Below are 13,956 nucleotides of genomic sequence, written 5' to 3'. Positions count from 1 at the left end.
TAAGGCTTCCTTTTTTGTTTCTTTTGATTGGTGCTCACCTAGGTTTTGATTAGTTGGTCGTTCAACTTTCTTAACCAAAGTGGGCACTCTTTTTATCCATAACTACCTTTTAAAACAGCTTCTAATGGAGGTAAAAATGAGTAATGTTTTAGCAAGTATTGGTAAGTTAAATTTTGACCTACAGTTCCTGTAAAATTCAGTGGTTTACGCAGATGGTTATAACACGAATTAGCGAATCTTGTCCAAGGAGGTAATTGAATAGAGGAAACTCGATCCTTAAGAGTATTCAATGAAACTGTCGGTACAAATGAGGCCAAAAAGTATGATAGAATTGTTCTACTTTCCTTATTCAACTTTCTTAATTTCAAAGGGTTATTGCCAACTCTTGATAGAAGTTCAATTATAAAATTTGATATTATTATCTTGTATAATTCTTCATTAGAAGGAACTTCTGATATTTCAGAAAAATCAGTGATTATCGTGAAAGGCTTTTTTTTATCTGATAAATGCCTTTTGAAATCTTCGAGAATAGCCGTTTTACCAATTCCACGTTCTCCAATAATCACAATATTCCTCCCTTTTTTAAAAGCATCCAAAATAGGATCATACTCACCTTGTGCGACGAAAATCTTTTTTGCAACATCTATCTCGTCTTCGGTTGTAAACGTGTCGAAGGGAAATTCTTTTAGGCCAAAGGATTGATAAAATTCTTTATATGTCATATTTTATTAGTTGCTTTTACTAGTGCTAATTAGTTGCTAATAGGTGTACCTGTTTATGATATCTGCACCATGAATGGATTTCCGCTCTATCATTCTATACTCCGGACTCAATATAGTAATTTTACTTGTATAGAATTGGAATTATACGGTTCAGCATTATGAAGCCTTACAAAAACAAGGAGCACAAAAAAACGCCTGCCACATTGCTGCGGCAGGCGTTTTATATATAGCGAACGCTAGTAAGCTTAGTCAGCTCTTGACATGCGGTTACGCTCGTTCTCGTCGAGGTAAATCTTACGCATGCGGATGCTCTTCGGCGTTACTTCCAGCAATTCATCCTTCTGGATGTATTCCATGGCTTCTTCCAAAGAGAACTGCTTGGCAGGAGCGATCTTCACGTTGTTATCAGAACCGGAAGCACGCATGTTGGTCAGCTTCTTACCTTTCTGGATGTTTACCGTGATATCGTTCTGGCGGCTGTGCTCACCAATTACCTGGCCCATGTATACCTCAACGCCCGGATCAACGAAGAAGAAACCACGGTCCTGCAGCTTATCAATAGAGTAAGCAGTACCGGCACCCGTTTCCATCGAGATGATAGAACCGTTGTTACGGCCCGGGATGTTTCCTTTGAACGGCTCGTAACGGCTGAAGCGGTGATTCATGATCGCCTCACCAGCTGTAGCAGTCAACACGTTGTTACGCAGACCGATCAGGCCACGCGCCGGAATGTTGAACTCCAGGTGCTGCAGGTCGCCCTTCGGCTCCATGATCGTCAGCTCACCTTTACGCTGCGTTACCAGCTCAATTACCTTACCGGCAGTCTCCTCAGGAACGTCTACTACCATGTGCTCGATTGGCTCCTGGCGTACACCGTCAATTTCCTTGAAGATAACCTGTGGCTGGCCTACCTGAAGCTCATACCCCTCGCGGCGCATCGTCTCGATAAGTACAGACAAGTGAAGGATACCACGTCCGAATACCAGGAAGGTATCCTCACGGTCAGTCTCCTGCACACGCAGGGCAAGGTTTTTCTCCGTTTCTTTGAACAGACGATCACGAAGGTGGCGTGATGTCACGAACTTACCCTCTTTACCGAAGAAAGGAGAGTTGTTGATCGTGAACAGCATGTTCATCGTTGGCTCGTCGATAGAGATACGCGCCAATGGCTCGGGGTTCTCCGCATCCGCGATGGTGTCGCCAATATCGAAGCCTTCGATACCTGTTACCGCGCAAATCTCGCCTGCTGATACCTCAGAAACGCTCTTGCGGCCAAGGCCTTCAAATACCTGAAGTTCGTTGATCTTGCCTTTCTTGAACGTACCATCCGCCTTGCACAAGTTGATCGGCATACCTTCCTTAAGGGTACCACGGTGCACACGGCCAATCGCGATACGACCTACGAAAGAAGAATAGTCAAGGGAAGTGATCTGCATCTGCGGCGTACCTTCACGGTATGGGGCAGGCGGGATCACATCGATGATGGCATCCAGTAGGGGAGTGATATTGTCAGTTGGCTGTGTCCAGTCGGTGCTCATCCAACCCTGCTTAGAAGATCCGTAAAGCGTTACGAAGTCCAGCTGGTCTTCTGTGGCGTCGAGGTTAAACATCAGATCGAATACTTGCTCATGCACCTCGTCTGGGCGGCAGTTTTCTTTATCTACTTTGTTTACAACAACAATCGGCTTCAGGCCAAGCTGTATCGCTTTGCCTAATACGAAACGTGTCTGAGGCATGGCGCCTTCAAAGGCATCCACCAACAGCAATACGCCGTCGGCCATCTTCAGTACGCGCTCCACTTCACCACCGAAGTCGGCGTGACCAGGGGTGTCTATGATGTTGATCTTTACGTCTTTGTATCGAACTGAAACGTTCTTTGAAACGATCGTGATACCACGCTCGCGCTCCAGGTCGTTATTGTCCAGAATAAGGTCGTCGAAATGCTGGTGCTCAGCGAAAAGCTTAGAAGCGTGGATGATTTTGTCCACGAGCGTTGTCTTGCCGTGGTCTACGTGTGCGATGATCGCAATATTACGAATGTTCTGCATTGAATTGGTTTTTCGAGCCGCAAAATTACAAAAAAGCCTTAACACTTTTAGTATGCTGCTCGAAATAAACAGGTTAGGTGTGTAAATAAATTCCCTTAGGCGATAAAAACGCTGGTTTTGGGGCTAACCTTATTGGCTTGAAGTTTGTTTCTTAAGCTGTTATAAAACAAAATGAGCCGAAAGCCAAGCAGGCGTTTGCCTCGTATCTAACCCTATGAAACTACACTTTTTATTCCTGATGGCAGGGCTGCTGCAACTCTCAGCCTGCGCCGAACAAAGCAAAACCCAGACTACCGGAAACGCCTCCCTGGCTATGGAAGCCAGTGGCGAAGAGCCGCTGACGGAGGCCGAGATAGCCAGCCTGAACGAGGTGCCCTTGCAGGACACCGTGGTGCACACAGAGGCAGAGTGGAAAGCCATGCTGACACCGGAGCAGTATTATGTGCTGCGGCAGGAAGGCACCGAGCGCCCTTTCAAGAACAAGTACAACGATAACCACGAGAAAGGCATTTATTCCTGCGCCGGTTGCGGCAACCCCATGTTCAGTTCCCGCACCAAGTTTGAGTCCGGCACAGGCTGGCCCAGCTTTTATACCCCCCTGGAGGCCAAACGCGTTAAGATTGTTGAAGACCGTACAATGGGTATGGTGCGCTCCGAAGTAGAGTGTGCCCGCTGTGGTTCGCACATCGGGCATGTGTTTGACGATGGCCCAAAACCAACCGGCTTGCGCTATTGCCTTAACTCGGCAGCCCTTACCTTTGCGAAAAAATAAAAACTTTTCGGGCCTTTGGGCTGTATTGCCTTCGCTTTGGCAACCTGAAACCAGCGCGTCAAAGAAACCCCGATACCCTATCTAACATGGCTTATGAATAACCGCATAGAAGCGCTACAGCAGGCGCTACGAGAGCACCGGAAGCGTTTGCTTCAACACAACGTATACCAATCCCTGCAGACGCTGGATGACCTGAAGCTATTTATGGAGCACCACGTGTTTGCCGTTTGGGACTTCATGAGTTTGCTCAAGGCCCTGCAGCGCGACCTGACTTGCGTAACCTTGCCCTGGGTGCCAACCGGTAGCCCCAGCACGCGCCGCCTGATCAATGAGATTGTGCTGGAAGAGGAAACCGACGTGGACCAGGAGGGTAACCCGATCAGTCACTTTGAGTTATACCTTCGGGCTATGGACGAGGCAGGGGCCAACAAAGCCCTGATCGAGCAGCTGCTCCAAAGCCTGAGCGATGGAAACACCGTAAATAGCGCCCTCGATAAAGTGGGGATTGACGCCAGCGTGAAGTACTTCGTGCGCAATACCTTCAGCGTGATCAACTCCGGCAAGCCGCATGCCGTGGCTGCTGCCTTTACCTTTGGCCGCGAAGACCTGATTCCGGACATGTTCCGCCATCTGATCGCCGACCTGAACGAGCGCTTTCCGGGGAAACTGAGCACCTTCATTTACTACCTTGACCGCCATGTGCAGCTAGACGAGGAAGTGCATACACCGCTGGCCCTGCAAATGGTATCTGAGTTGTGCGGCGATGACGACGATAAGTGGCAGGAGGCACTAGACGTGTCGAAATCCTGTATCGAGCAGCGCATCGAGTTGTGGAACGGAATCCGCAGCCTGCTACCCGCTGAGGCGTAATACTAAATAGTTAAATGGTTAAATTGTTGTATGGTTAATTGTATATATGACTAAATGTATATTTGCACTTTCTGCTAATCAACAATTTAGAACAAACCAACAATCAACCCATGGCTGCCGTACTTTATGTCAAACTAAAGAAATAAAGTGATGACAGAATTACATTCAGACGCAGACAATATAGAGAATACCGCACAGTGCATCATGAGTGCTTTCAGGGAGATGGATATTAAAGAGGGAGACGTACTGCAGTACCAGCAGCTTTACCCATACCTCCAGGAAAAGTATCCGCATTACAAGGACGTGCAAAAAGAGGCAGAGCTTCATTTATCGAAGGAGGGCTATGTTAACCCGGCTCCGGATGGCCTGATGCTCACGCAGGTAGGGCACAAGCACCTTCAGGAGAAAAAATCCTAACCGCTATTGGATGATATTTTTAAGAAAGGCAGTGGCTCCGGTCACTGCCTTTTTGCATGTATGCCCAGCCATGCCTGCTTATTCCTAAGCCCGGTTACATAGCAAAGCCGTATACCGTATACTAGAGGAAGTACTAGAAAAGACAAATGACTATTAAACGGATATGTGATGAAGATACCAGGAGGAGTGTACATAGCAGGAATAAGTTTGTGGGCAGTCAGCTGTACCTCATTGTCGGAGGGGCAGGAGAGCCTGCCAGGTGATGTGCGGGTAAATGAGCGGGTAACGTTGCGCTCCAACGCAGGCGATAACCTGCAACGGCGCATGAACAGCCAGGCGAGCGAGATCAACCGCAAACGCAACATCGAAGAGTTTGACCGCAACCTGCCAGCCACTACACCCAATGCCCTGCGCCCAAGGCAATTGCCCTATGCACCGATAGATTCTTCGCGGCATAACGTTTATACCCCTTTTGCCCCGGTGGTGCCGCCCATTCCGCCTGCAAACCCGGTGCCAGTTGCAGCACCGGCAGCCCCCGTGCCGCCTGCCGCACCAGTGCCGCCACCCGCGCCTCCAGTAGACTAGAATGACAAATATGTTCAAGCAAAAGGCCTCCGGTTCAGATGAACCGGAGGCCTTTTGCTTAGGTGATTGTCAATCTTTTTTCGAAGCATCATCTACTTCCTCGTCCCCGATGTGCAGCTCATCGGGCTCCAGGTCCACGTATACCTCGTGGTCTGGCGGGGTGTTTTCCGATTCCCGGTCTACTTTTCTTGGGGCTGGCTTGTCCGCTATTTTTTTCTTTTCGTCCTTGTCTCCCAGGCTGCCGCCATCGTCCTTGCGGGTTCTGAAATTATCGCTGTTTTTCATGATCGTGTGGTTAAATAGGTGATGCTCCTCTTACGGGAAAACGAGAAAGAGGACGGTTGCGGTTCCTGATTTTGGCATTTGCTAACAGGTATCCGCGCAATACGTTCTCTATTTGTATATTTGTGTTTTAGACCAGACCATGACGACAACTCCAAAACGATATACTGTTACCGCTGCATTGCCCTATGCCAACGGGCCTGTGCATATCGGTCATTTGGCAGGCGTATACCTGCCCGCCGACATTTATGTGCGCTACCTCCGCTCGCAGGAGCGCGACGTGAAATTTGTGTGCGGCTCCGACGAGCACGGCGTGCCGATCACGATCCGCGCCAAGAAAGAGGGCATCACGCCGCAGCAGGCCGTGGACAAGTACCATGAGCTCATCAAGCAGTCTTTCCAGGACTTCAATGTGTCGTTCGACATCTACCACCGTACCTCCTCCGAGGTACATGCCGAAACAGCCGCCGATTTCTTTAAGAAGCTGTATGCCGACGGCAAGTTTATTGAACAGACCACGCAGCAGTACTATGACGAGAAAGCGCAGCAGTTCCTGGCCGACCGTTACATTGTGGGCACCTGCCCCAAGTGTGGCAACGAGAACGCCTACGGCGACCAGTGTGAGGCTTGCGGGACTTCCCTGAACGCGACAGACCTGATTAACCCGAAGAGCACGCTGAGCGGCGCTGTGCCGGTGATGCGCGAAACGAAGCACTGGTACCTGCCCCTGAACGAGTATGAGGCCTGGCTGCGCGAGTGGATCGTGGAAGGGCACAAAGCCGACTGGAAGCCAAACGTGTACGGGCAGTGCAAATCCTGGATAGACCAGGGCTTGCAGCCACGCGCCGTCACCCGCGACCTGGACTGGGGCGTACCGGTGCCGGTAGAAGGCGCTGAGGGTAAAGTGCTGTATGTGTGGTTCGATGCCCCAATCGGGTATATATCCGCCACCAAAGCCCTGACCGATGATTGGGAGAAGTATTGGAAAGACGAGGAGTCGAAGCTGGTGCACTTCATCGGTAAGGACAACATTGTGTTCCATTGCATCATTTTCCCGAGCATGCTGAAGGCCCACGGCGACTATATCCTGCCGGATAACGTGCCCGCCAACGAGTTCCTGAACCTGGAAGGCGATAAGATCTCCACGTCCCGGAACTGGGCGGTATGGCTGCACGAGTACCTGCAGGATTTTGAGGGCAAAGGCGATGTGCTGCGCTACGTGTTGGCGGCCAATGCACCGGAGACAAAGGATAACGATTTCACCTGGAAAGATTTCCAGGCCCGTAACAACAATGAACTGCTGGCCATACTCGGTAACTTCATCAACCGCGCCGTGGTGCTCACCCAAAAGTATTATGAAGGCGAAGTGCCAGCCCGCAATGAGCTGCAGCCCATCGACCAGGAAACACTGGAGCAACTGGCCAAGTACCCAGCCCTGCTTGCGGACCTTATCGAGCGTTACCGTTTCCGGGAGGCCTTGAGTGAGCTGATGAACCTGGCGCGCTTGGGCAACAAATACCTGGCCGACACCGAGCCATGGAAACTAATTAAGACGGATGCCGAGCGCGTGAAGACGATCCTGAACATCGCGCTGCAGATCTCTGCCAGCCTCAACATCCTGATGGAGCCGTTCCTGCCTACCACTTCGCAAAAACTGAGCAGCATGCTGAACAAGCCGGTAGGCAAGTGGGCAGAGGCGGGAGCTGCTGACCTGGTGGAAGCCGGCCATACTATCGGTACCCCGGCACTACTCTTCGAGAGGGTAGAGGACGCTGCCGTGGAGGCGCAGGTGCAAAAGCTACTGGACACCAAAAAGGCGAATGAAATTGCCAATGCCGTGGCGGAGCCCGCCAAAGAGAATATCTCGTTTGAGGATTTCTCGAAGATGGATATCCGCATCGGCACTATCCTGGAAGCGGAGAAAGTAGCGAAAACCAAGAAACTACTGAAGCTCAAGATTGATACCGGGATCGACCAGCGCACCGTAGTAAGCGGAATCGCGGAGTACTTCAAGCCGGAGGATATTGTCGGACAGCAGGTGAGCATACTCGTGAACTTGGCCCCGCGCGACATCAAGGGCATCACCAGCCAGGGGATGATCCTGATGGCAGAGCATGCAGATGGCTCACTGGCCTTTGTGCAGCCGAGCAAACAGATCGTAAACGGAGGAAACGTTAGCTAGCAACCTAGCTGTAGTATTGCGCAAGGAAGCGTTCTGCTATATTCGCCCCAATACAAAAGCCCCGCAATGCGCTGAACTGCATGGCGGGGCTTTTTTGGTAGAGGGTATAAACTTAATTCTGGCTCGAGAGGTGATCCTCAATGTGTGAAATGATCTCGCGGGAAGCTTCCGCTATTTTGGTAAAGCTTTCTTTTCGCTCGGTTACGGGCACCATGGCAATCTCTACCACCGCATCCTGCAGGTGCGAGCGTGTCGCCTCTAAAAGTTGGTTTACCTGCCTGGCCGAACGTCGGGCAGCTAGGCGCAGCTCAATCTCGTCCATGGCAATGCCAGCCAACTCTTTCAAAGTCTCCTGCTGCGACTCCGTGAGGTAGCGCTGCTTGTTATCGATGACGGCGAAGGTGCCGATGTTAAAGCCATCAGCCGTTTTGAGGGGCACAGAAGCGTAAAACCGAAGGCCGAATTCTGACACCACCAGCGGGTTGGTCAGCGTGCGCGGGTCTTCGATAGCGTTCTCCACAATATAAATATCGTCTGATAAGATGGCCGTCGTGCACAAACCAGGGTCAGTGCCAATTTCCCGAACATCTAACCCATAATGGGATTTGAACCAGATTCGGTCTGTATCAACTAGGCTAACCACAGCAATTGGCATGTTAAATATCTTAGCAGCCAAACGCGTTAGTCTGTCCCAACTGCCGTCTTCCGGCGTGTCCAGGATTTCATACCGTCTAAGTGCTTTAATTCTTTCGTCCTCGCTAAACTCTACTTTCATAATTTCTTGTAGCTAATGTGATGTGATCAGTGTTGCAAGCATCGTTCCAATGCTCAGCCTAACCTGCCAACATAGGGCTGAAGATGATCTAAGCCCTGTGAAAGTAAGGAAATATAAAGTTAAAACACAAATGGCGCCTTTCAGCAGGCATGTGTTCGGCAAAGCAGGCCCAATTTGCTAGTGTAATGCAGGCACAGGCCGTTCTTTCTGCTGCTCCATTTTTTGCACCAACCCATATAGCCCGACTGCCGTGCACAAAGCCAGCCCGCCCGAAGCCCACCATAATGTAGTAAAGCCATAAGTGGTCACGATGGCAGTGCCGAGGTAAGGCGCGACTATTAACGGTGCTGCCCACGATACTGTGAACAGCCCCATATAAGCGCCCCGGTTGTTGGCATCTGAACGCTCTGCCGTCAGCGTGGACATGAACGGCATCGCCAGTATTTCGGAAAGGCTGAACAGCAACATGGCCACCACGAGTATGAACGCGTGCTGCACCAGGTTTAAGAGGATAAACGATATCCCAAGCAGCAAGACACCAGCTGCTATCCATACCTTCTTTTTAGCGTATTTGGACAACTGGTAAATCAGCACCATCTCTACCAGCAGGACTACCAGTCCGTTTAATGAGAGCAACAGGCCAATGCGGTCTTCGGGCAGCTGGTATACCTGTTTATAGTAAAGCGGAAGAGTAGAGAACAGTTGGAAAAAGACGGTGGCAAAGCAAGAACACAGCAATACAAAAAGCAGGAAGGTCATATCCAGGTATGGAGATCGGGCAGGGGCTAGCCTTTCTGGCACTTCTCCAGGATGATCAGGAGCCCCGGCGTCGCGGATACCTCGGAAATACCAGAAAAAGAAACATCCGGCCACGATGTTGGTGGTACCGTTCACATAAAACAGCCAATCATAAGACAGGGCTACCAGCATACCTCCCAGCGCCGGACCCACCATAAAACCCAGGTTAATGGCCATCCGGTTGAGGGAATAGGCGCGCGTTGTAGTTTCGGGAGAAGCATACTGCGCAATGGCTGCCGCATTTGCCGGGCGGATAAGGTCATTCACCAAACCCAGGACGAACACCCCGGCCACCACATACTCAAACTGCTGTAACTGCAAAACCAAGAAGTAAAGTATACCGCCCGCTATTTGGCTGAAAAACTGAATGAGGAATTGCCCAAACCGGTCGGTCAGCCAACCCCCTATAACCGAAGCGCAAACAGAGCCCAAGCCATAGAAGCTAAGAACGATACCAGCCTTGGCTATGTCATAGTGCAATACCTCGGTAGTATAGATTGCGAGGAAAGGCAATACCATAAACCCGATGCGGTTGATCAGAATCATAATTGCCAGCAACCAGGTAGGCCTGTTAAGCCCGCTGAATGCATTGCGTACGGTTAGTGCTATTGATCCCATATCAGGGGCGTGCCAGGGTGATTGCACTGACAAAATATGCAATATTTCTATTGCAACCTTCTGAAGGTGTTTAATTTGTTTATCCGGCCAGGGCGGTATCCGGCTGGGCAGTAGCGGCTTGCCGTGCCAGACGCTGCTTCTCCATTTGGTGCACTACCCAGAAAAGGCCTGCCGCCGTCACAACAGACAGCCCGCCGGTTGCCCACCAAAGCGTGGCAAAGCTATACGCAGCGATGATGGTCGTGCCCAAGTAAGGCGCGATGACATGTGCCGCGGCATAGGAAATGGTATAGAGGCCCATATAGGCCCCGCGGTTAGTGCTGCCGGAGCGCTCTACAGTGAGCGTGGCCAGAAAAGGCATCACCAGTATTTCCGACAGGCTCAGGAGCAGCATCGAAACATAGAGAATGGATACATGAGCAGTTAGATTCAGGAGTATGAAGGAGAATCCTAGCATGAGCATCCCCACCGAGATCAGGAGCCGCTTAGAAATACGCTCGCCTACCAGGTATACCACAATCATCTCCAACAGGAAAACGACTACCCCGTTCAGCGCCATCAAAAGGCCGATACTGCTTTCGGGCAGGCTGTACGCCTGGCGGTAGTAGAGCGGCATGGTGGTGAACAATTGAAAGAACATGACGGCATAGCTGCAGCAGAACAGGGCCAACAGTAAGAAATAGCCGTCGCGGTAGGGAGAGCGCACCGGCGCAGTTGCTTTTGTACTGGTCTCAGCTACCGGTGTTTGCTGGTGGCCGCGTTGGTTGCGGAAGTACAGGAAAAAGAAGATGCCCGCGGCAATGCAGGTGGCTCCGTCGGCGATAAATAGCCAGCGATAAGAAAGGGCTGCCAACATACCCCCGACAGCCGGACCCACCGAAAAACCGAGGTTAATTGCCATCCGGTTGAGGGAGAAGGCGCGCGTCATGTTTTCGGGGCGGGCATAAAAAGCTATGGAGGAGGCGTTGGCCGGTCGGAGCGTATCGTTCACCAGGCTCAGTATAAAGATGCCCCCTGCCAGGTACTCAAACTCCCGGAGGTGCAGCAGCAGGAAGTACAAGGTGCCGCCCAGCGTAAGCGCCACAAACTGCACCCAGAAATGCCCGAACCGATCGCTGAGCCAGCCTCCCAGAAACGCACCGCACACCGAGCCTAACCCATAGATGCTTAGGATAATGCCCGCCTCGCGCAGGCTGTATCCCAGCATGTCGGTTACATAGAGGCTTAGGAAGGGCGTCACCATCGAGCCGCTCCTGTTGATCAGCATCACCACCGAAAGCATCCAGGCAGGCCTGGAGAGGCCGCCGAACGCGTTTTTATACAGCAGCAGGATTCGTTTCATAGGGTTGTAGGTGGCAGTATAACAGCAACAGTAATGAAGCTGCCGGGCAAGGCATCAGAATACATTAACGAGAGCGCCCTTACTTCGTGTTATACTGGTTCATGGTGCGCTCCAGCCCAATACTCCCGAAAGCCAGCGCAGCCTCTGCCGCTTTCTCAACGATTGTTTGCAGTTCTATCTGCTCGTCCTCGCTGAACTTGCTCAGCACATAGTCTACTTGCTTGCCCTTCGAAAAAGTGTCGCCTACGCCAAAACGCAAGCGCGGATAGTTGTTATGCCCCAGGGTCTGCTCGATGTGCTTCAGGCCGTTGTGCCCACCGGGGCTCCCTTTGGCCCGGATCCTGATCTTGCCGAAAGGCAGGGCTAAGTCGTCTGTGATGACCATCATCTGCTCCGGGGGTAACTTCAGCGTGTTCAGGTAATGTCCAACGGCTTTGCCGCTCAGGTTCATGTAGGTGGTTGGTTTTACGAGTACGTAGGTGCGGCCCTTGCTCTTGATCTCCGCCACAAAGGAGTGTCGGCTTACCTCGAAGGAGGCGTCAAATTTTTTGGCCAGGTAATCCAGCACTATAAAACCAATGTTGTGGCGCGTATCTGCATATTCCGGGCCGATGTTGCCAAGGCCTACAATCAGGTATTTCATATGGGTATCTTCATCAGGGGTGGCAGGCACAAGGCCGAACCAACTTTTTAGGGTTTGCAGCATGCTTTTTTAGACGTTAGGCGTCAGAATATAGACAAATTTCAGAAGACAGGATTCATTCTGTCGGGTTCATTCATTTAAAGTACTGCGTCTAACAACCAGGTGCTGCATTTAAATTAGGGTATGGAACAAAAAATCCTGTCCCGCTTTGGAGCAGGACAGGATCTGATGTCAAAAAGCTGTGAGAGCTCCTTATTTCTTGCCGCGGGCTTCTTCCATCTGCGCGCTCTTCAGGGCACGAGGAACAGTTACCGTTGCGATAGGGGAGTTCGGGTTTGTCAGGATCTCGTAGTTGTCAGGGGTTACCTTCGAAACCTTGATCGACTTGCCAAGCTCCAGCTCAGAAATGTCTACTTCCACGTAATCTGGCAGGTTGGCAGGAATCGCTTTTACCTTCAGGGAGCGTAACTTAACAGACAGCTTACCACCTGCAATCACACCTGGAGATGTTCCAACAAACTTCACCGGGATATCAAGTTTAACTTGCTTGTCGTCCTGTAACTGAAGAAAGTCTACGTGCAGCAGCATTTCGTTCACTGGGTGGAACTGTGCGTCCTGCAATACGGCTCTGTAATGTGTACCTTCAACGTTCAGGTCTACTTCGTATACTTCTGGAGAATAAATTAAGTCTCTGAACAGGATAACCGGGGCATAGAAGTGAACTTGCTCACCGTTGCCATACAATACGCCTGGTACAAACGACTCATTGCGCAGCTCTTTGGACTGCTGCTTACCGAGATTTGCTCTTTTAAACCCTATAATCTCTAAAGTTTTCATAAAAATGAATTTGTTAAATATATGTGCTACAAAAGTATAGCCGAATTTTGATTGCTAATTGTTAAATGGTTGATTGTTGTGTGTCTTAATTAAAAAACAATTAACAATCATCAAGCAACAATTAGATAAACAATGAGCTGATCGACTCGTGGGTTACCACGTTATTGATCGCTCGGGCAAACAGGTCTGAGAAAGTCAGTACCTTTATTTTGGGAGACTGCTGCTTTAGCGGGATCGTGTCTGAAACCACCAACTCCTCCAGTACCGAGTTTTCGATGCGCTCATACGCTGGCCCCGACAAAATCGGGTGTGTGGCGATGGCACGCACTGACTTTGCTCCTTTTTCCTTTAACAGGCCAGCTGCTTTCGTGATGGTGCCCGCAGTGTCCACCATGTCATCTACCAGCACCACATCCATCCCTTCCACGTCTCCGATCACCTGCATCGAGGCAATCTCGTTAGCCCGTTTTCTGTGCTTGTCGCAGACAACCATTTCAGCGCCGAAGTTCTTGGCAAAAGACCTGGTCCTTACCACACCTCCTACGTCAGGCGATGCGAAGATCAGGTCGTTGCCCAGGTTCAGGCTGCGCAGGTAAGGCACGAAAATGGCCGAACCATCCAAGTGATCTACCGGGATGTCGAAAAAGCCCTGGATCTGGCCGGCGTGCAGGTCACACGTCATGAGGCGGTCTGCGCCGCACGACTGTATGGCGTTTGCTACCACTTTAGAGCCAATGGCCACACGCGGCTTGTCCTTCCGGTCCTGGCGTGCATAGCCGTAATAGGGCATCACCACAATCACCTTGTGTGCCGAGGCACGTTTGGCGGCGTCTACCAGCAGCATCAGTTCCATCAGGTTATCGGACGGAGGGAAGGTAGACTGCACAATAAACACTTCCGCGCCACGAACAGACTCGTTGAAATGGACACCAATCTCTCCATCGCTGAAGCTGGAAATGGTCAGGTCACCAAGCTTTGTGCCATATGCGGCGGCTATTTTCTCAGCGAGGTACTTGGAGGCTGATCCGGAAAAAATTTTAACCTGGGGCATAACGGATGCTAAAA

14 protein-coding genes are annotated in these 13,956 nt (G+C 50.8%); 5 read left to right on the top strand and 9 right to left on the bottom strand.

The annotated features are described in order from the left end of the window. Positions 1-92: 92 nt before the first annotated feature. Entirely contained in the window at positions 93-722 is a 630-nt protein-coding gene (locus ACXYMU_RS13625; protein ID WP_458986955.1) for an ATP-binding protein, read from the bottom strand. 245 nt (positions 723-967) lie between these two features. After that, entirely contained in the window at positions 968-2,770 is a 1,803-nt protein-coding gene (gene typA, locus ACXYMU_RS13620; RefSeq protein ID WP_458986954.1) for a translational GTPase TypA, read from the bottom strand. 214 nt (positions 2,771-2,984) lie between these two features. Here typA and msrB point away from each other — a divergent pair, with 214 nt between their 5' ends. From msrB to ACXYMU_RS13600, 4 genes are all read left to right on the top strand, one after another. After that, positions 2,985-3,542 (top strand): peptide-methionine (R)-S-oxide reductase MsrB, encoded by a 558-nt coding sequence (msrB, locus tag ACXYMU_RS13615; protein WP_458986953.1) that lies wholly within the window; start codon positions 2,985-2,987, stop codon positions 3,540-3,542. A gap of 93 nt (positions 3,543-3,635) precedes the next feature. Further along, the gene (locus ACXYMU_RS13610) at positions 3,636-4,412 is read left to right on the top strand and encodes a DUF3050 domain-containing protein (protein ID WP_458986952.1); all 777 of its coding nucleotides are present in this window, start codon (positions 3,636-3,638) and stop codon (positions 4,410-4,412) included. Between the two features lie 150 nt (positions 4,413-4,562). Beyond that, positions 4,563-4,829, top strand: coding sequence for a hypothetical protein (locus ACXYMU_RS13605; RefSeq protein WP_458986951.1), 267 nt, complete (start codon positions 4,563-4,565; stop codon positions 4,827-4,829). Between the two features lie 168 nt (positions 4,830-4,997). Next, positions 4,998-5,414 carry a hypothetical protein gene (locus ACXYMU_RS13600; RefSeq protein ID WP_458986950.1) on the top strand — a complete coding sequence of 139 codons (417 nt, stop codon included), beginning with the start codon at positions 4,998-5,000 and terminating at the stop codon, positions 5,412-5,414. 69 nt (positions 5,415-5,483) lie between these two features. Here ACXYMU_RS13600 and ACXYMU_RS13595 read toward each other — a convergent pair whose 3' ends face one another. After that, positions 5,484-5,699 (bottom strand): hypothetical protein, encoded by a 216-nt coding sequence (locus ACXYMU_RS13595; protein WP_458986949.1) that lies wholly within the window; start codon positions 5,697-5,699, stop codon positions 5,484-5,486. Positions 5,700-5,838: 139 nt separating this feature from the next. Here ACXYMU_RS13595 and metG point away from each other — a divergent pair, with 139 nt between their 5' ends. Next, a complete protein-coding gene (metG, locus tag ACXYMU_RS13590; RefSeq protein ID WP_458986948.1) occupies positions 5,839-7,878 on the top strand; it encodes a methionine--tRNA ligase in 2,040 nt (679 codons plus the stop codon). A 112-nt stretch (positions 7,879-7,990) separates the two neighbouring features. On the opposite strand, the gene ACXYMU_RS13585 is transcribed toward metG, so the two are convergent. The 6 genes from ACXYMU_RS13585 to ACXYMU_RS13560 form a co-directional block, all read right to left on the bottom strand. Beyond that, positions 7,991-8,653, bottom strand: coding sequence for a GAF domain-containing protein (locus tag ACXYMU_RS13585; RefSeq protein ID WP_458986947.1), 663 nt, complete (start codon positions 8,651-8,653; stop codon positions 7,991-7,993). Positions 8,654-8,830: 177 nt separating this feature from the next. Next, positions 8,831-10,069: an MFS transporter gene (locus ACXYMU_RS13580; protein WP_458986946.1), complete on the bottom strand. Its 1,239-nt coding sequence runs from the start codon at positions 10,067-10,069 to the stop codon at positions 8,831-8,833. Positions 10,070-10,148: 79 nt separating this feature from the next. Then, positions 10,149-11,411, bottom strand: a complete 1,263-nt coding sequence (locus ACXYMU_RS13575; RefSeq protein ID WP_458986945.1) for an MFS transporter — start codon at positions 11,409-11,411, stop codon at positions 10,149-10,151. 79 nt (positions 11,412-11,490) lie between these two features. Next, the gene (pth, locus tag ACXYMU_RS13570) at positions 11,491-12,054 is read right to left on the bottom strand and encodes an aminoacyl-tRNA hydrolase (protein ID WP_458986957.1); all 564 of its coding nucleotides are present in this window, start codon (positions 12,052-12,054) and stop codon (positions 11,491-11,493) included. A gap of 252 nt (positions 12,055-12,306) precedes the next feature. After that, the gene (locus ACXYMU_RS13565; protein WP_458986944.1) at positions 12,307-12,891 is read right to left on the bottom strand and encodes a 50S ribosomal protein L25/general stress protein Ctc; all 585 of its coding nucleotides are present in this window, start codon (positions 12,889-12,891) and stop codon (positions 12,307-12,309) included. 121 nt (positions 12,892-13,012) lie between these two features. Continuing rightward, the gene (locus ACXYMU_RS13560) at positions 13,013-13,942 is read right to left on the bottom strand and encodes a ribose-phosphate pyrophosphokinase (RefSeq protein WP_458986943.1); all 930 of its coding nucleotides are present in this window, start codon (positions 13,940-13,942) and stop codon (positions 13,013-13,015) included. Positions 13,943-13,956: the final 14 nt, after the last annotated feature.

It is taken from the genome of Pontibacter sp. CAU 1760, from assembly GCF_054482735.1.
The sequence above is the reverse complement of the archived record's forward strand: the minus strand, read 5'-3'. Positions and strand labels throughout refer to the sequence as shown.